Below are 17349 nucleotides of genomic sequence, written 5' to 3'. Positions count from 1 at the left end.
GACCCTCATCGCTCTAATGTCCCTATTGCTTGCGGCAGGAGGTCAAACATCAAGCGTTCGCACCGACGTCAAGTGAAGTGTTTGCCGAACGCTAATGGGACAATCCGAAGCGGCGGCCGGGACGACGACCCGCGGGAGGAAGCGTGCCACGCTATCTGATTCATATCGGCCCGCACAAGACCGGCACGACCTACCTGCAGCGAGCCTTCTATGCACTGCGCGCCCTGTTGGCGTCGCGCGGCATCAACTATCCGGATCTCTGGGGCAGCTACGGCGGACATCACGATTTGGCCATGGCGCTTGCATCAGGCACCGATGGCGCTCTTTCAACGATGTTTAGCGAATTTAACCATGCCGGCGCGGAGACAATTCTGCTTTCGTCGGAAACGCTCTCCTATGCCAATGATGCGGAAATACGGCGATTGCATGGCCTGCTCTCGGGACAACCAACCACGATTGTGTTCTATTGCCGGCGCTGGTCCGAGTTGATCCCATCGTGCTGGCACGAGATGGTAAAGCAGGGCTCGTTCCGAACCCTGCCGGAATTTGCCCTGTCGTGCCTGCAGGATCCATGGACTTGCCCAACGCTTAATTTCGAGCTTGTGCTGGCCCGCTACGCTGCGGTGTTCGGACACGACTCTCTTCGGATCGTGTCCTACAACGGCGTGCTGGAAACAGACGATGACCTGCTGACCCATTTTTGCCGCCACTTCCTGAACTGGCCTGATCCGCCATCGCCCGGCCTCGGTCGGGTCAACGTCTCGAACGACATGATGGATACGGAGATCATCCGCGCCTTGAATGCCCTGGAATGGACCCGCGCACGAGACGGCAAATGTGTCTTGTACCCGTTTTACCTGGACGCGAAAGACAGCTTGCCGCTGTTCTGGCTGATCAAGCAGATGAAATGCGAAGTCGATGCGATCCCGCTTGATGATGCAGTGCCCGGTCTCGCGCAACTGCAGGCGCATATCGCCGGCCAATACCAGGCGGCCCTGGTACCACCATACCCGGACGGGAGATTGTTCACACCACGCGCTGCGAAAGTCTGGCACGTTCGGCCAGACTACCAGACATCCCCCTGGGTCATGGAAATGCTACGCGGCATGCACGCGAAGCTTCTGGCTATCGCGGCACGCGAGGCGGTTATCATACCGCGGAGTGATGGGACTCAGGCTGAAACATCACTTGTGCCTTTGCGGGGTTTGCGGTAGCAGCGGAGGCTTCTTAATCGGTTGCCGCTGCCGGTCCGCATGCCTCAACGACACACTCTCCACGCCTCCGATTGACGGTTTCCAGCCAGCATCAAGGACAATGCTGCCGAAGGCACGCGGGAATGTCCCGGTCGGTAGCTTCTTGCGCATCCTTTAACCAAACTTTCACCAGTCGAACCGTCTTCAGGCCGGTTTCGTCTGCGCCTGCCGCATCAACAACGGCAAGATCAGGCCAACCCCGATTCCCCAGAAGCCATTGATCAAAAATGACTTCACCAATGCCATCGCTGACCAGCCGCCCGCGACCGGCAGGCCTTTGATGAGCGGAACAATGAACAGGCCGACCAATGCCGCCAGAAGGCCAAGTCCAAGGCCGCCGACCCATAGTCCGGACGATAACGGGAGCCGGGATGAAACCAGCCCGAACGCAGCGCCCCATACACCACCCCAGAAGCAGAGGTCGATGATCCGAGGAACGCCAAGTGGTGGGACGCCATCGGTCGGATACGCCGCTGGCATCTGGCCGAAAACGTGAAGCAGTTCCCACATCGCCTGATGGAACACGAGGACAGAGATGACGGCAGCGATGAATCCGAGAAACGCACGATTCACTGGCATTTCAGCTTTCCCCAAATGGCGCTTGTCCAACCACTCTTCGAAGTCGCTGGTCCTCGCCTTTCGATCTCCCACGCTTAAGGAGCATGACGGCTCCTTTCACCGCTGTATTGGAGGTCCGGGCCGGAATCGAACCGGCATCCGCGGATTTGCAGTCCGATGCATCACCACTCTGCCACCGGACCTCCGTGCGCAGGAGGCGGTATATGGTTCGGCCGGACTGTGAGGGTCAAGAGCGGAGTAAACATCCATACGCCTGAACCTTCTCGCCGACCCGGGATCGGTCACGCCAAACACGGCTTGGCTTTGAATTCATCCTTCCCCTGGCCGCCTCGATCGCCGCGGGCCGTTGCTGAGCGTCTGAAGGTAGCTGCGTATCGCGGCATCCTGCTTGCGGCGGTCATGCTCCTGGTCGCCAGCGCATTCAGGTCCAGGCCATGATCGAGAGCGCCGCCCTGAAGGCGCGGCTGGTCTCCAGCTAATCCTCGCCCTTTCGAAAGGGCGATTCCTCCGCCAGCGCCGCCATCTCCCGCTCGATCCCCGCCCGCTCCTCCTGCAGAAAACTCGCCACCGCTCGGCGCAGTCCAGTATGCTGGATCCAGTGGGCGGAGTAGGTGTGCTTCGGCAGATAACCACGCTGGATCTTGTGGCGGCCCTGAGCGCCGGCCTCGACCCGCTTCAGGCCATGTGCGATCGCCCAGTCGATGGCGCGGTAGTAGCACAGCTCGAAGTGCAGGAATGGCCAGTCGCCGCGGCAACCCCAGTTACGGCCGTACAGCGCTTCGTCGCCCGCCAGGTTCAGCGCGCCGGCCACCGGTCTGCCGGCATTCTCCGCATACATCAACACGACCTTGTCTCCCAGCCGCTCCCCCAGCAGCGAGAAGAACGACCGGGTCAGGTAGGCCGATCCCCATTTGCGATCCACGGTCGAGTGGTAGAAGCGGTAGAACGCATCCCAGTGCGCTTCGGTGATATCGGCGCCGGACAAGGCGTGAAAGGTCAGTCCCGCGGCGTTGGCGTCGCGCCGCTCCCGCCGCAGCACCTTGCGCTTGCGTGACGACAGCGCGCCCAGGAAGCCATCAAAATCCGCGTAGTTATCGTTCTCCCAGTGGAACTGCATCCCGGTCCGGCGCAGCCAGCCGGCGTCCCCCAGACCATCCCATTCCTCCCGCGTGCAGAAGGTCACATTGACCGAGGACAGGCCGAGCGACTGGCACGCCTGCTCCAGCGCATTGGCAAGCGTGGCGATCGGCAAGCCGCTGCCGGGACGGCGCAGCAGCCTGGGTCCAGGGACGGGACTGAACGGTGCGGCAACCTGAAGTTTTGGATAGTAGCTCTGCCCGGTGCGCTCCAGCGCGTTGGCCCAGCCGTGGTCGAAGACATATTCGCCGTAGCTGTGCGATTTCGCGTACATTGGGACAATACCGACGACGCGCTGATCTTCCCGCCGAAGCACCGCGTGCTGTGGCAGCCAGCCGGTGCGGCTGTTGGCCGACCCGCTGTCCTCCATCGCGCTCAGGAAAGCATGGCTAACGAAGGGGTTTCCATCGCCGGCGCAGGCATCCCAATCGGCGGCATCGATCTCCGCGATCTTGGCATGAAGGGTCAGGGTCAGCGTGGCCGATCCGTCTGGCATGTGCGACAGCCTATTCGATTTCAAACATTCCCTCGACTTCGACCGCGGCATCCGCCGGCAGGGACGGCACGCCAATCGTAGTGCGGGCGTGGCGACCGGCCTCACCGAACACCGCGACAGCCAGATCCGAGGCGCCGTTCATCACCAGCGCCTGCTGGGTGAACTCGGACGGAGATGCGATGAAGCCGCCCAGGCGCACAACCCGCCTGACCCGATCCAGATCGCCGCCGCAGGCAGCCTTCAGATGCACCAGCACGTTGATGAAACACAGACGTGCGGCTTCCTTGCCCTGATCGACCGAGACGCTCCAGCTTACTTTTCCGGTTACCGCGATCTTGCCGTCGATCGCCGGTACTTGGCCGGACACGACGACCAGGTTGCCGGTCACGACATAAGGCACATAATTCGCGATTGGTTGCATCGGCCGGGGCAGACTGATGCCGAGCTCCGCCAGTTTTACGTCGACGCGGGCGGCCATGATGCTGCTCCTTCAGTGCGTGCGGTGCAGCATAACCTGCCTGTTAGCGCGACACCACCCGCAGTGTGCGCCGGCGTGCCCGCGGCGAAGCCTCCGCTGGCAGATCCAGCGGCAGCAATGGCGACTGGTCGCGTGCGCCGTGACCAACCGTGTCGGCTTCCTCGATCTCCGCCTCCGGAATGTCGTGCCGTACCAGGTAGTTGGATGCCAGATGCCGGAACGCGTAATCCAGCAGCGACGTGGCGGCCCGCACCGCAGGATCGCCCTCAACCGCGCCGGCGGGGCCGAAGCGGGTAAAAGTGAAGGCCTCGACGAAACGTTCCAGCGGCACGCCGTGCTGCAGGCCGAGGCTGACGGCGTGGGCGAAGTTGTCCATCAGGCCGCGGAAGGCGGCGCCTTCCTTGTGCAGGGCGATGACGATCTCCCCCAACGTGCCATCATCGTACTCGCCGGTGCGCACGAATAGCTTGTGGCCGCCGACCGACGCCTTCTGCGTATAGCCGGCGCGGCGTCCAGGCAGTTCGCGGCGGCGCGCGGTTCCGGCCGCGACAACCACCGGCACCGGACGCGGTGGCATCGCATGCATGAACGGCGCGATCGCGTCGTGCATCGCCGCATGTGCCGCGGCGCCGTGTATGGGAATTGGGCTGCCGCCGGCAAGCGCAATTGCCAGCGCTTCCTCGACTGTGATGCCGCAGGTGGCGAGCCAGGCGCGGGCGGATTGGGTCAGGACACCGGCCTGCGAGACCGGGGAAAACGCCGGGGCTATGCCGCCGCTCTCCACCCCCAGCAGCGCCTCGGTCAAATCGGGCCGATCGATTGCGGTGGTGGCGCGATGTCGGATTCCCCCACCGCCGCTCGCGCTGTCCCCCCCAATTGCGCCCACGACGGCCTGACGAGCCGCCTCGGCGGCCTTATGCAGGCCGCGGACCGGGAGCTTGTCCGGCGGGGTTGGCCATTCCAGGCTAGCGGACCGCGCGCCGCCCAGCAACCGAGCGGCCAATGCAGAGGCGGCGTCAGATCGGCCGCGCAGAATGCAGGCCACGGCTCGCCCGATGTCACGGGCGGTTTCTGATGTATAGTCGATCCCCAAGGCCGCCAGCAGCCCCGCCAGGTCCGCCATTCCCACGTCGATGTCGCGTACTGCGGGCGCTGCGAAGCTTAATGCCAGCACCGCGGTTTCCGCCGCTTCGGCGAGCCCCACAAGATCCAGTTGACCATCGCTGTCCAGAAATGCCGGCAGGTTCAGCACGAAACCCGGTCCCTCGGCGGCGTCCAGTTGCCACACCGCTTTCGTGGGCGCGCCACGGCGTAGCAGCAGCAGACGGTGGAGGCGATCCGCCAGCGCGGTATCCAGCCCCGCCTCCCGCGCGGCGGCGGTAATCGGGCTGATCCAGGCCTGAGCGGCGGCGGCCAGCGAAACCGGTCCGCTGCCGGGCGCCAATCCGGCCAGCGCGGCGGCGGCAGAGTCGTCCCAGGCTACAGGCAGAGTCACCGCGCGCGGGGCGGCCTCGGGATCGGCCGACGCCTCCGCACGCCGCATCCGCACGCCGTGCCAGGTCCGATGGAAGGTTGTCCGGTGCGATTTCATGACCGGGACGCTACGGGAGGATCAGCCGGCAGAACAATCTATTTTGTGGTGAGTAAACGTATCAGACCCAAAATGTTGGGGATAACTCGCCAGTTTGCGTGCCGCTGTAAACCCAGGTTCGATGTGGTGACGTGGGTGGACCAAACTGGACGGCATGCGTATATGTCGCGTCATGAATATCGGCACATGGCTCTTCACCAAGCTCAACGGCCGCCAGCTCGGCACCGACGGCGTGGGCAATATCTACTATGAGGAAAAGCGCCCGCGGCCCGGCGGCCTGCGAAGCCGTCGCTGGGTGATATACGCCGGCGCGCCGGAAGCCAGCACCGTCCCGCCGGAGTGGCATGCCTGGCTGCACCATACCACCGACGCCCCGATCACCGAGGCGCACCGCCGCGTCTGGCAGAAGCCGCATCTGGCGAATGCGACCGGCACGCCACTGGGTTACCGGCCGCCTGGCCATGACTACCAAGGTGGTCATCGTGCTCTGACGACAGGCGATTACGAACCCTGGACACCAGGTTAGCATCATATGGCTCGGCATGGCGTCGCGGAAACGCTGATCGGAGCGTGTGTACTGGTGGTCGCCCTGGGATTTCTCGCGTACGCCATAGCCCATTCCGGTCGTACCGCCGGCTCCGGTTATACCTTGTTGGCGCAGTTCGACCATATTGACGGGCTGGCCAACGGCGCGGATGTACGAATTGCCGGGGTAAAGGTGGGCACCGTCACCAATGAGAAGATCGATCCGAAGACCTTCATGGCGATCGTGTCCTTGACCGTGCAGGACAACATCCAGCTCCCCAAGGATAGCGGCGCGGCGATCACTAGCGAGAGCTTGCTGGGCGGCAAGTACATTTCGCTTTCGCCGGGCGGCGACAGCACAAACTTGAAGCCAGGACAGATGATCACCATTACGCAGTCCTCCATCAGTCTCGAGGAACTGCTGGGCAAGTTCATCTTCAGCGTTACCAGCCTGAATTCTCAGAAGGCAGGTCAGCCAGCCGGAAATGCAGGTCAGGGCGGCGCAGGCCAGCCAGCCCCCGGCGCGCCCGCGACACCCCAGCCAGCGAAGCCGAAATGATCCCGCCGGCGCCCACCGTGTGGCCAGGGCTGGACGGCAGCGCCGTCGGCTGCCGAGAGAAGCTGAAAATGCTGGCGGAAAATCATGCGGAGGTCGTTCAGGTGCTGCAGGACGCATTCGAGGATGCCGTTCTGATGGGTGTGAACGAGCAGGCGATGCGACAGGTGCTGGCGGATATCGTCGCCGGCCTGGAATCGCCCAAGCGAGGCCGGTGATGCAAGTCCGATCAGAGCAAAAGACCCTGACGAAGTCGCACGCGTCGACTTTGTCGCAGGCTGTCAGGTGATGCGATGAAGCGGATGGCGGTCCTTGCCGTGACGGCGATGCTGCCGTGCGCCGCCGCCCGGGCGGAACGACCGCCGATCCAGGAGATGCAGGTGCCCCCGCTCTCGAATCAGGTGCAACAACAGTCGCTACCATCAGCGGGGCAGCCGGAACCGCTGCCGCTGGTGCAAACTCCCTCGACGCAGGCGCCTGCTGACCAGGCACCCGCACCGCAGGCGCCCGAGGGACAGGATCAGGGGCAGCCGGAACAACCGGCGCTGTCGACGGACACCTTGCAGCCGCAATGGCCGAACCAGTGGGTGCCGGCGGCAAGTGCCACGCTTCAGGCACTCGACAAGGTGAACGCGCAGACCGCTCGCCTCACCGTAAAGGTTGGCCAGCCAGCGGCGTTTGGCTCCCTGACCATTACGGTGAAAGCCTGTGTCGTCCGTCCGCCCGATCAGCCGGCCGATGCTGCCGCCTATCTGGACGTCACCGACAGCCACCCAGACTCGCCAGGCTTCGACGGCTGGCTGCTGGCGAATGAACCCTCGGTGTCGATGATGCAGAATCCGATCTACGACCTGCGCGTCTCCGGCTGCGGCTGACCGGCATGGACGCACTGCCTCCGTTCCACCGCACCGCGCTGATGCTGGACATGGACGGGACATTGATCGATTTCGCCGTGACGCCGGACGCGGTCGTGGTACCGCCGGGACTGGCCAATACGCTGATTTCCCTGCGGGATGCTCTCGGTGGTGCCTTGGCGATCGTCACCGGCCGGCCGATCGAAACGATTGACCGGCTGTTCGGTTCGGCGCTCGGCGCGGTCGCCGGCGAGCATGGCGGCGCGGTTCGCCACGCCCCCGGCGCAGCTGTGCAGCGGCCGGACCTGCCGGCGCCCCCCGCCCTCTGGCTGCAGGCGGCCGAGGCGCTTGTCGCGGCCTTCCCCGGTGCGCTGCTGGAGACCAAGGCGCGGGGCTTCGCGCTGCACTACCGGCTGGCGCCGGCAGCCGGCCCGGTGTTCAACGCGGTGTTGCGCGCGCTGGTCGCGGGTGCGCCCGGCTTTCAGCTGCTGCCAGCGCATATGCTTTGGGAGGTGCGTCCATCGGGCACGGACAAAGGGCTGGCCGTGTTAGCGCTGATGCAGCAGGCGCCGTTCGCTGGCCGGCTGCCGGTGTTCATCGGTGATGACGTGACCGATGAGGATGGCATGCGGGCGGCGCGCCAATTGGGCGGCGCCGGTTTTCGGGTCGATGTCGCCTTTGGCGATCCCGCCGCCGTCCGGGCGTGGCTGACCCATTCGGCGCTGGCCGGCGATTGGGCGCCGCTGCCGCGACACGGCCTTTGAAAACAGCGGATTTCAAAGTTCTGACATTCGACTGCTACGGCACGTTGATCGACTGGGAGAGCGGGTTGCTGACGGCGCTGGCGCCGCTGCGGGCCAAGCTCAGCACGCCGCTGACGGACGATGCGGTGCTGCAGGCATTTTCTCGGCAGGAATCGCGGCAGCAGGCTTTAACGCCGGCTATGGCTTATGCGGACCTGCTGGCCGCAGTGCATGGGCAACTGACGGCGAGTTGGGGCATCCCGTCGGATGCGGCGGCCAACGAGCGGTTCGGCGGCTCGGTCGGTGACTGGCCGGCGTTTCCCGATACGGCCGAAGCGCTGCGCTATTTAAAGCGGCATTTTTGCCTGGTCATTCTGTCCAATGTCGATCGTGCCAGTTTTCAGGCCAGCAACCGGCGGCTGAAGGTGGTGTTCGACGCAATCTACACCGCGCAGGATATCGGATCCTACAAGCCAAGCCCGCGGAACTTCGTCTATCTGCTGGATCGGCTGGCGGCGGATGGGTTTGCGCGCGAAACCGTGCTGCACGTCGCGCAGAGCCTGTTCCACGACCATGCGCCAGCGAATGCGGTGGGACTGGCCTCGGCCTGGATCGACCGGCGGCACGCGGTCGGCGGCTGGGGTGCCACGGCGCCGGTTGCGGGCAATGTACGATACGACTTCCGGTTTACCGGCCTGGGCGCTTTGGCGGCGGCGCACGCGGCGGGCGGCTAAATCGTTCGCCCGCCGCTCACGATGCCGCCGGACATTAGCTTCGTTCGGCTTCCGCCGCGGTGGCGTCGATCGCGGCGGCAACGCCGGCGACTCGGTCAGCGGCGATCGGGCCGGCGGCCAGGCGTAGGCGCGGGGCGGTCCTGAGGTTCTCGACCGCGCGCAGGATCGACGCCGGCGGACCAGCGTTGCGTTCCTTCGCTACTGCGTCGACACGCGCCTGGATCGCGTCCACCGTAGTCTGGTTGGCCCGCAGATAGGCTACCCCGTCCTCGGTTGCGCGATAGAGCTTCTTGCCCCCATAGGCGGTGACATCGGCGAAACCCTGTTCCTCCAACATCGTCAGGGTTGGGTAGGTCACGCCGGGGCTGGGGCTATAGCCGCCGCCCATGCGGTCCTCCAGCGTCTTGATCAGGTCATAGCCGTGCGCCGGCTTGTCGACGATCATGCGCAGCAGGATGAAGCGGAGGTCGCCGTGGTCAAACAGTTGGCGGCGGCGGCCGTGGCGGTGCAGGCCATAATGCTCCCCGCCGTCCGGCGGATCCCGGGCGAAGCGGCGGTCGCCACAATCGTCCTCGTGATGTCGTCCTCTGCGATCCGCCTTAGGTCGGCGATCATGCCGGCTAAGTTTATAATAAATCCGAGCTATGGATAAGGGTTGAGGGGATTCCCAAAGAACCAAGGCTTTGACAGCATCGATTTGCGAAGACTGAGCGTCAAACGCGGGTCCGAAGGATCCGCTTAACGGCCATCGATATCACGGCGCTGTATTGCTGTCTCGACGACTTCTGCAAGGTGTTTGAAGACTTGGAAGCGCACCGACTGATCCCCTCGGAGCAGACAAGACAGCGCTCAGGCAAGCTGTCGCGGTCCGAGATGCTGTTCATCATGGCGCTGTTTCATCTCGCGCCATTCAAGAATTTCAAGGCGTTCTACCACTATGGCGTCGGCCAGCAGCATCGCGCCTGCTTTGGCGATCTGCCGCAGTATGATCGCTTCGTCAGCCTGATGCCGCGGCTGTTCGCGCCGCTGATGGTCCTGCTGCACAGCTTGAGCGGTGAGCGGACCGGATCTACTTCGCCGACTCGACCAAGCTTGCCGTCTGTCACAATCGCCGCATTCACTGCCACAAGGTCTTCGAGGGTCTGGCAGCCCGCGGCAAGACCAGCATGGGGTGGTTTTATGGCCTCAAGCTGCACTTCGTCATCAACCACAACGGCCAGATCATGGCGGTGAAGATCACCCCCGGCAACACCGCCGACAGCGCCGTGCTGGATGAGATGACCAAGCACTTGGCGGGCAAGCTTTATGCCGACAAAGGCTATATCGGCCAAGCGCTGTTCAAGACCCTCTGGCAGCGCGGCCTGCACCTGATCACCGGCATCCGCAGGAACATGAAGAACTATCTGATGCCCATGGCCGACAAGATCCTGCTGCGCAAACGCTTCATCATCGAGACCGTCCTCGGCATCCTCAAGTCCGACATGCGCCTCGAGCATTCACGCCACAGGTCTCCCGTCAACGCCATGGTCCATGTTCTCTGTTGCCTTGTCGCTTACGCCTTCAGACCCGGCAAGCCTTCCATCTCGCTGAAAGCCAAACAGCTTCAGGCTTATCCATAGTTGGGGTTAGCTAATCAACTTGTCCGGTATATGTAGCACATCAGTTGTCCGCTTGTTGCTGTTCTGTTCGGGGATGCCCCGAACAGAACAGCGGTCGCTCTGGCGGCAGATCAGGCGGCCTGTTGGGTCTCGTCTTGCAGCACCCCGGCAGCATCATAGCGGGCCAAGCAATGCGACCCGTGGAAGATTGCATGGGTGCCGTTCTGGTAGCGCCGCACCCGGACTCTGGCCTTGATATAGTGCGGACGCGGCGGGCTGGGTGGGATCTGCAAGCGCACGCGGGCGAAAACTACGGTGTTGTTTTTGTCGACCTGGCGGAGCCTGTCTGTAAATCTGTGTGCGAGGCATAACCAACGCCAAGGAGCGTATTATGCCGAGCAAAGCGAAGAAAGTGGACCGTGAGATAGCCAAGCTGCCATCGATCCCGAAGGAACTGGTGGAGCTGTGTCTGAGCGGTCCGATGACCGGCGAGGCAATCAACGCGGCGGCTATCGCGTTGAAGAAGGCGCTGATCGAGGCCTCGCTGAACGCGGAGCTGAGCCACCATTTGGGCTACGCGTCAGGCGCGGAGAGGCCCGAGCAGGTCCGTAATCACCGCAACGGCAGCACCAGCAAGACGGTGCTGACCGCTGACGGCAAAGTCCTGATCGAGACGCCGCGTGACCGCGCGGGCAGCTTCGAGCCGCTGTTGCTGCCCAAGCACGCGCGGCGCTTCACCGGCTTAGACGACAGCATTGTGGCGCTGTATGCGCGTGGGCTGACGGTGCGCGAGATCCAGGGCTATCGGCTGGAAAGCGACGGCAGCGAAGTCAGTCCGCAATTGATCAGTACGGTGACCGACGCCGTGTTGGCGGAGGTGACGGCGTGGCAGAGCCGGCCGCTGGAGGCGGTCTACGCGGTCGTGTTCTTCGATGCGCTACGGGTGAAGATCCGCGAAGACAACGTGGTGCGCAACAAGGCGGTGTATCTGGCGCTGGGGGTGCGCCGGGATGGCACCCGCGAGATCCTGGGTCTGTGGATCGAGACCACCGAGGGCGCCAAGTTCTGGATGAAGGTGTTCAACGATTTGCGCAGCCGCGGCGTGCTCGACATGCTGATCGCAGTGACCGACGGGTTGACCGGTATGCCTCAGGCGCTGGACGTGGTGTTTCCCCAGACCACCCTGCAAATCTGCATCGTGCACACGATCCGAACGCAATTGCGCGTCGGCGATATGCGGGCCGTCGCCGCCAGGCTGGTTAGCAGACAGCGGAATGACATGGCGGATCTCCAAGCTGTCTTCGCCGACGATGATGCGCTCGATGACCAGCTGCAAGATCGCCTGCTTTTCGAAGAGTGTCGCTTCATCGAGGCGGGTAGATATGCGCGAGCAGAACGCCGTCAGGTTGGTCCGCACGACTTCAGCCTGTACGCGCTGCTGGCGTAGCCGATCTCGCTCCTGCTGCTGTCGCTCCAGGCCACGCCGCTGCTCAGCAAGGTGGTGTCGGCGCTGGGACAGCTCCGCCAAGTTGATAGCGTCGGCTTCGTAGGCGTCCAGCAGGCGCTTGTCAGCCCGGGCAATGCGGTCCAGCGTAAGCGTCGCGTTCGGCCCACCTGGCGCTGACGGCTGAAAATGTGATGGGTTTGTCTCATGGAGACGAACGCGAACCCAGCCGCGATGCCTGCGGCGCCAAAGAGCGCTCATACGAGCAGTCATAAGAGCGCTCGCACGCCGCCGGTCGAGTTGATTACCCGCGGTGAGCGGCGCCGACGCTGGACGGTTGAGCAGAAGCAGACGATCGCGGCGCAGAGCCTGGCGCCTGGTGCGTCACCGACCGAGGTGGCGCGTCAGCACGGCATCGGCACCGGTCAACTTTATAGCTGGCGACAGGCCTTGCTGGCGGCGCAGCCGAGTGTCGCGGCGCCGATGCTTGGACGCTTTGCCCGGGTTGAAGTGGCGGCTGGCAGGACAATGCCGCACGTCGAAGGCAGCATGATCCCGGCGCCGACGCCACCCCCTACATCGGCCCAACCGGCCGGTCTGATCGAGATCGTTCTGCCGAACGGCACGACGTTGCGTGTGGACGCGCAAGTCGATCCCCGTGCCTTGCGACGCGTGCTGTCGGCGCTGCGCGGATGATCAGCTTGCCATTGGGTGCGCGGGTGTGGCTGGCCTGCGGGCACACCGATATGCGCAAAGGGATGGATGGCTTGGCGATGCTGGCCCAGCAGGTGCTGGCGGAGGACCCGTTCAGCGGCGCCTTGTTCGCCTTCCGCGGCAAGCGCGGTAGTCTGGTCAAGCTGCTTTGGTATGATGGTCAGGGCCTGTGCCTGTTCAGCAAACGGCTGGAGAAGGGCCACTTCGTGTGGCCGGTGACGACCACTGGGCGGGTGTCGCTGACGGCTGCACAGGTGTCGATGCTGCTGGAAGGGATTGACTGGCGGATGCCGCAGCGGGTGCGCCGCCCGGAACTGGCAGGCTGAGCGCGGCGGCTCACGCAGGATTCATTGGCGCCGCTTTGCGCCGATACTCCAGCCTCCGAGCGTGTTCACCGCTCCCACCGCTCTACCCGGCGATCCGGCGACGTTGCAGCTGATCCTGCGCGCCGCGCTGGCCGAGATCGAGCGGCTGCAACTGCTAATCGCCGGCCTGCAACGCAATCGGTTTGGCCGCCGGTCCGAGCAGTTGGACGACGAGACATTGCAGCATGGACTGGAAGACCTGGAGCAATCCCTGGCCGAGCAGGCAGCCGGGTTGGAAGCGGCGATACCGCCGCCAGCGGTGGCGGCGTCGGATGCCGAACCAGTGGCGCGTCCGATAAAGCCGCCGCAGCGCAACCGCGGCGCGTTGCCGGCACATCTGCCGCGGGTTGAGGTCGTTATCGATGTCGAAGACAAGGCGTGTCCCTGCTGCGGCGGCACGCTGCATCCGATCGGTGAGGATCGGGCGGAGATGCTGGATTACGTTCCTGCCCAATTGCGGGTGCGGGTGATCCGCCGTCCGCGCTATGGCTGCCGGGCCTGCGAGCAAGCCGTCGTGCAGGCGCCCGCCCCGGAGCGGCCGATCGATGGTGGCATGGCCACCGAGGCGCTGCTGGCGCATGTGCTGGTCAACAAATATGCCGATCATCTGCCGCTGTATCGCCAGTCGCAGATCTTCGCCCGTCAGGGTGTGACGCTGGATCGTTCGACGTTATGCAACTGGGTGGGCCGGGCCTGCTGGTGGCTGGCCCCGCTGCACGAACTGATGCTGAGCACGGTACTGTCGTCGCCCAAAGTGTTTGCCGATGATACCACTTTGCCGGTGCTCGACCCCGGCCGGGGACGCACCAAGACCGGACGGTTATGGTGCTATGCCGTCGACAATCGCTCCTGGCAGGGGCCGGGCCATTCCGCCGCGGCTTACGTCTACAGCGAAGACCGCAAGGCGGATCATCCGGCGGTGCATCTAAAGGGATTCCGCGGTCTGCTCCAGGTCGATGGCTATGCCGGGTTCGGCCGTCTAGTCGCCGCGACCGCGGACGGCGCAACCCAACTGGCTTTCTGTTGGGCACACACCATCCGAACACAGTCCAACTTTGGCAGGCGATGCATTCCCTGGCGTATGCCCTTGCAGAGGGATGACATGCTGGATCTCCAAGCTACCGTCATGAACGATGATGCGCTCGATCACCAATTGCAGGATAGCTTGGCGTTCGGTGATGCTGGCGGTCTGCAGCCTGGAGCCGACGCGGTGCGTGAAAGCTGTCAAGCTGGCCAGTATCTCCTGAGCCTGAAGCTTTTGCGCACGCAGACGAAGGCGTTGCTCATGTTGTTGCTCTGCCCGCTGACGCTGCTCGGCAAGGGCTTTGCGCTGGCCGGACAGCTCGTCCAGACTGATAACTTCGGCCTGGTAAGCGTCGAGCAGTCGCTGGTCCGCACGGTTTAGCCGCTCGATACGTGCACGCAGTTGGCTGGCGCTGCTGTCTTCTCCATCGCCGGCAGCCTGAGTCACGAAGCGCTCGAACTGAGCCAGCACCTGACTGGGGTCTTCGAGCAGGCCAACCACATGGTTCCAGATCGCCTGCTCCAACCCGTTCGCCTCGATGCGCGCTTGCGGACATTTTGCTTCACGACCCGTTGTCAGCGGGTCCGTTCCCGCACAGCGGTAGTAGCGCCGACCAGGCCGACCGCCCTGTGCAGGGAAGTAACAGCCGTGAATACCCAATCCGCATCGACCGCATTTGAGCAGACAACGCAGGAGGTAGTCGTGCTTCTTGTTGCGACGAAATGACAAGGTCGCGTTGCGTGTCAGCGCAGCCTTCACGCAATCCCACACCTGCTGTTCCACCAGCGGTGGGGCGGGAATAGCGATCCATTGTTCCGATGGCCGGGGACGCCGGCAGGTGCGCTCCGTGCTGCGGCGTGACCGCCGTCGCGGTTTTTTGGGAACAACATAGTCGAAGCGATTGGCATAGGCGGTTCCGATATAGACGGGATCAGTCAGAATGTGGTGCACGACGGAAGATGACCACTGCCTACGGCCTGATCGGGTGACCCATGGGCCGTCATTCAGGCGCTTGATACACTGTCGGATGGTGAGCCCCTCATCGGCCACCCAAGCGTAAAGTTGGCGGATCATGGATGCCTCTGCATCGTCAACGACGAGACGGGCTGGCACGGCGCCACAACGGGTCTTGTATCGATAGCCATATGGAACCTTGGCGCTGATGATGTTGCCGTCACGCGCCTTCTGCAGTTTGCCGCGCCTAAATCGCTCGGCCAGCACGGCACGCTCGTATTCTGCAATCGCACCCTGGATCTGCAGCAGCAACTGGTCATTGGGGTCATCCGAGATTGGATGATGCAGAAATACGACCTCGCAGTCGGCCCGACGAAACTCCTCCATCAGCAGCACCTGATAGGCATATTTCCGCGCCAGACGGTCCGGGTTGAACACGACCACCACGTCCACAACGCTGTCGCGGATCGCATCCCTCAGCGCATCCAAAGCGGGCCGATCCAAACGTGAGCCGCTGAAGCCTTCGTCGCGAAAAACATGGGCATCAGCCAGAACGTGACCTTGAGCACTTACCCAGCCTCGTAAGGCTGAGAGTTGGCTGTCGATGGTCTGCTGTCGTTCTTGGCGTTCGGTCGAGACGCGGGCATAGATCGCGGCGCGCATGTGTCATCTCCTGAGTTTGGGGACAATATCGGGCTTGCCACGCTCGACTGGGCATGCGGAGCAAGCTTTGGCTGATCACACGGAGTGTCAGCGATAAGACGGCGATAAACCTGGTCGAGCCGTTCAGCACCGTCGCGGGTGCGCACCGTGACGGAGCGGATTGCCCAGGTCGGCGCCACCATGGAGCGCGAACCAGAAGGCATCGGGGGATCCTCCATTGGAACCACCCCAACAACCCCTGAGTGTCGATCTCAGCCGGCCGGCCGCACCTTCCGTTGCCGGTATGACATGAGAGCGGCAGAGAAGGAGAGCGAGACAGCAAAACGCAGACCATCGATTGTGTTCGGATGGTCCATACACGCCGAAAGTTTTACGACATCCATATCGCTACCAAATCACCGCTCGCCGAAGAGGCACTGCGGCAGATTGCGGCTCTTTATGCGATCGAGGCCAACATTCGCGGCCAGTCCGCCGACGAACGCCGCCAGGCACGGCAACAGCACAGCCGCCCGCTTGTTGCGGCCATGTACATCTGGCTGAACGAGCAACTTGGCCGCATATCGGGTCGCTCCGCCCTGGCACAGGCGATCCGTTATGCGCTCAACCATTGGGGCGGGTTAATTCTGTTCCTCGACGACGGCCGCATCGAGTTGGATACCAACACGGTCGAGCGCGCCATGCGTCCGGTTGCCCTCGGACGCAAGAATGCGTTGTTCGCCGGAGCCGATAGCGGTGGGCGGCATTGGGCCATCGTCGCCACGTTGATCCAGACGGCGAAGCTGAATGACGTCGATCCCATGGCGTGGTTGACCGATGTGCTCGAACGCATCGTGTCAGGCCGCACCAAGCAGAACCAACTACGCAGCCTGCTGCCGTGGATTTGGAAGAATCCTGATCCAGTTGGTGTCAACACGGGATAGCATCAAAACACCAGTGGAGTTGGCACGACGCTTACGGTCCAGCCGCGTGCGGAGTTGCTGATCGGCAGCACGATCGCGGGTGGTGCCGGCTTCCGCCGTCGCGGCGAGATGCTCGAATTGCGCCACCAGTCGGTCTGGATTGGACAGCAGGCCGGCGACGTGATCCCACACGGCCGTCTCGATCTCTTCAGCTTTGACGTTGCGGCTTGGGCAAGCCGTTGGACGAGCCGTCATGATGCAGTCCTTACCATGGCACTGATAGTAACGCCGTTCCGGTTGATCTGCTCGCGCCGGGTAAGTGCGTCCGAACATGGCCAAGCCGCAGATCTTGCAAGTGAGTAGGCAACGCAGCAGATAGCTGTACTTGCTGTTGTTACGAAACGACAGTGAAGCGTTGCGCGCAAGCTGCGCCTTTGCCCGATCCCAAAGGTCGGGATCGACGAGCGCCGGCACAGAAATGGCAATCCACTGCTCACGCGGCTTGAGTTGGCGGCACGATGCCTCATGACTGTGCGGGCCGCGGTTGCGACGTGGCTTCTTTGGCGGCACAAAATTGTAGCGGTTGGCGTAGGCGATACCGGCATAGACCGGGTCCGCGAGGATGTGGTGCACGACCGTGGGCGACCAGGGATGGCGGCCGGAGCGCGGGTAGTGCGGCCCATGGTTCAGCTGTTTGAGGATCTGCCGGATGGTCATCTGCTCGTCGACGAGCCAGCCGTAG

The 17349-nt window shown here is 63.5% G+C and carries 17 protein-coding genes, 1 tRNA gene and 3 pseudogenes; 13 read left to right on the top strand and 8 right to left on the bottom strand.

The annotated features are described in order from the left end of the window. Nucleotides 1-227: 227 nt before the first annotated feature. The gene (locus tag ACQY4S_RS25200; RefSeq protein ID WP_428487918.1) at nt 228-1214 is read left to right on the top strand and encodes a hypothetical protein; all 987 of its coding nucleotides are present in this window, start codon (nt 228-230) and stop codon (nt 1212-1214) included. A gap of 183 nt (nt 1215-1397) precedes the next feature. Here the strand turns inward: ACQY4S_RS25200 and ACQY4S_RS25195 are convergent, their stop codons facing one another. From ACQY4S_RS25195 to ACQY4S_RS25175, 5 genes are all read right to left on the bottom strand, one after another. Continuing rightward, nucleotides 1398-1862, bottom strand: coding sequence for a hypothetical protein (locus tag ACQY4S_RS25195; RefSeq protein ID WP_428487917.1), 465 nt, complete (start codon nt 1860-1862; stop codon nt 1398-1400). 78 nt (nt 1863-1940) lie between these two features. After that, nucleotides 1941-2014, bottom strand: a tRNA-Cys gene (locus ACQY4S_RS25190). A gap of 293 nt (nt 2015-2307) precedes the next feature. Then, entirely contained in the window at nt 2308-3465 is a 1158-nt protein-coding gene (locus ACQY4S_RS25185; protein WP_428487916.1) for a GNAT family N-acetyltransferase, read from the bottom strand. A 10-nt stretch (nt 3466-3475) separates the two neighbouring features. Continuing rightward, entirely contained in the window at nt 3476-3943 is a 468-nt protein-coding gene (locus tag ACQY4S_RS25180; RefSeq protein ID WP_428487915.1) for a RidA family protein, read from the bottom strand. A 43-nt stretch (nt 3944-3986) separates the two neighbouring features. Further along, nucleotides 3987-5534 (bottom strand): TSCPD domain-containing protein, encoded by a 1548-nt coding sequence (locus tag ACQY4S_RS25175; RefSeq protein ID WP_428487914.1) that lies wholly within the window; start codon nt 5532-5534, stop codon nt 3987-3989. Between the two features lie 172 nt (nt 5535-5706). Here ACQY4S_RS25175 and ACQY4S_RS25170 point away from each other — a divergent pair, with 172 nt between their 5' ends. The 6 genes from ACQY4S_RS25170 (at nt 5707) to ACQY4S_RS25145 (ending at nt 8946) form a co-directional block, all read left to right on the top strand. Next, entirely contained in the window at nt 5707-6060 is a 354-nt protein-coding gene (locus ACQY4S_RS25170) for an NADH:ubiquinone oxidoreductase subunit NDUFA12 (RefSeq protein ID WP_428487913.1), read from the top strand. 6 nt (nt 6061-6066) lie between these two features. After that, nucleotides 6067-6618 carry an outer membrane lipid asymmetry maintenance protein MlaD gene (gene mlaD, locus ACQY4S_RS25165; protein WP_428487912.1) on the top strand — a complete coding sequence of 184 codons (552 nt, stop codon included), beginning with the start codon at nt 6067-6069 and terminating at the stop codon, nt 6616-6618. Next, entirely contained in the window at nt 6615-6833 is a 219-nt protein-coding gene (locus ACQY4S_RS25160) for a hypothetical protein (RefSeq protein ID WP_428487911.1), read from the top strand. Before mlaD ends, ACQY4S_RS25160 begins: the two co-directional genes overlap by 4 nt. A gap of 75 nt (nt 6834-6908) precedes the next feature. Further along, on the top strand, nt 6909-7490 hold the full coding sequence (locus ACQY4S_RS25155) for a DUF2155 domain-containing protein (protein WP_428487910.1): 582 nt from the start codon (nt 6909-6911) through the stop codon (nt 7488-7490). 5 nt (nt 7491-7495) lie between these two features. Beyond that, the gene (gene otsB / locus ACQY4S_RS25150) at nt 7496-8233 is read left to right on the top strand and encodes a trehalose-phosphatase (RefSeq protein WP_428487909.1); all 738 of its coding nucleotides are present in this window, start codon (nt 7496-7498) and stop codon (nt 8231-8233) included. Further along, nucleotides 8230-8946 (top strand): haloacid dehalogenase type II, encoded by a 717-nt coding sequence (locus ACQY4S_RS25145; RefSeq protein WP_428487908.1) that lies wholly within the window; start codon nt 8230-8232, stop codon nt 8944-8946. The genes otsB and ACQY4S_RS25145 overlap by 4 nt, the downstream gene beginning before the upstream one ends. A gap of 34 nt (nt 8947-8980) precedes the next feature. On the opposite strand, the gene ACQY4S_RS25140 is transcribed toward ACQY4S_RS25145, so the two are convergent. Further along, nucleotides 8981-9391 (bottom strand): PadR family transcriptional regulator, encoded by a 411-nt coding sequence (locus ACQY4S_RS25140; protein ID WP_428487907.1) that lies wholly within the window; start codon nt 9389-9391, stop codon nt 8981-8983. Nucleotides 9392-9678: 287 nt separating this feature from the next. Between ACQY4S_RS25140 and ACQY4S_RS25135 the strand changes: the two are divergent. From ACQY4S_RS25135 to tnpC (ACQY4S_RS25115), 5 genes and pseudogenes are all read left to right on the top strand, one after another. Then, nucleotides 9679-10565, top strand: a pseudogene (locus ACQY4S_RS25135) (IS982 family transposase). A gap of 370 nt (nt 10566-10935) precedes the next feature. Then, nucleotides 10936-11802: pseudogene (locus ACQY4S_RS25130) on the top strand (IS256 family transposase); the annotation flags it as partial. Nucleotides 11803-12195: 393 nt separating this feature from the next. Then, a complete protein-coding gene (tnpA, locus tag ACQY4S_RS25125; protein ID WP_428483619.1) occupies nt 12196-12684 on the top strand; it encodes an IS66-like element accessory protein TnpA in 489 nt (162 codons plus the stop codon). Further along, nucleotides 12681-13028: an IS66 family insertion sequence element accessory protein TnpB gene (gene tnpB / locus ACQY4S_RS25120; RefSeq protein ID WP_428483620.1), complete on the top strand. Its 348-nt coding sequence runs from the start codon at nt 12681-12683 to the stop codon at nt 13026-13028. The genes tnpA and tnpB overlap by 4 nt, the downstream gene beginning before the upstream one ends. A gap of 61 nt (nt 13029-13089) precedes the next feature. Beyond that, a pseudogene (tnpC, locus tag ACQY4S_RS25115) lies at nt 13090-14055 on the top strand (IS66 family transposase); the annotation flags it as partial. Here the strand turns inward: tnpC (ACQY4S_RS25115) and ACQY4S_RS25110 are convergent. After that, entirely contained in the window at nt 14047-15708 is a 1662-nt protein-coding gene (locus ACQY4S_RS25110) for a recombinase family protein (protein ID WP_428484679.1), read from the bottom strand. The pseudogene tnpC (ACQY4S_RS25115) and the gene ACQY4S_RS25110 overlap by 9 nt on opposite strands. Nucleotides 15709-16040: 332 nt before the next feature. On the opposite strand from ACQY4S_RS25110, the gene tnpC (ACQY4S_RS25105) reads away from it, so the two are divergent. Further along, a complete protein-coding gene (gene tnpC, locus ACQY4S_RS25105) occupies nt 16041-16628 on the top strand; it encodes an IS66 family transposase (RefSeq protein WP_428488498.1) in 588 nt (195 codons plus the stop codon). On the opposite strand, the gene ACQY4S_RS25100 is transcribed toward tnpC (ACQY4S_RS25105), so the two are convergent. After that, on the bottom strand, nt 16566-17324 hold the full coding sequence (locus tag ACQY4S_RS25100) for a recombinase family protein (RefSeq protein ID WP_428488497.1): 759 nt from the start codon (nt 17322-17324) through the stop codon (nt 16566-16568). The genes tnpC (ACQY4S_RS25105) and ACQY4S_RS25100 overlap by 63 nt on opposite strands. Nucleotides 17325-17349 lie beyond the last annotated feature (25 nt).

This window comes from Rhodopila sp. (genome assembly GCF_965276935.1).
Taxonomy (GTDB): domain Bacteria; phylum Pseudomonadota; class Alphaproteobacteria; order Acetobacterales; family Acetobacteraceae; genus Rhodopila.
Note: the sequence above shows the minus strand (reverse complement) of the source record. Positions and strands in the feature narration are given on the sequence as shown.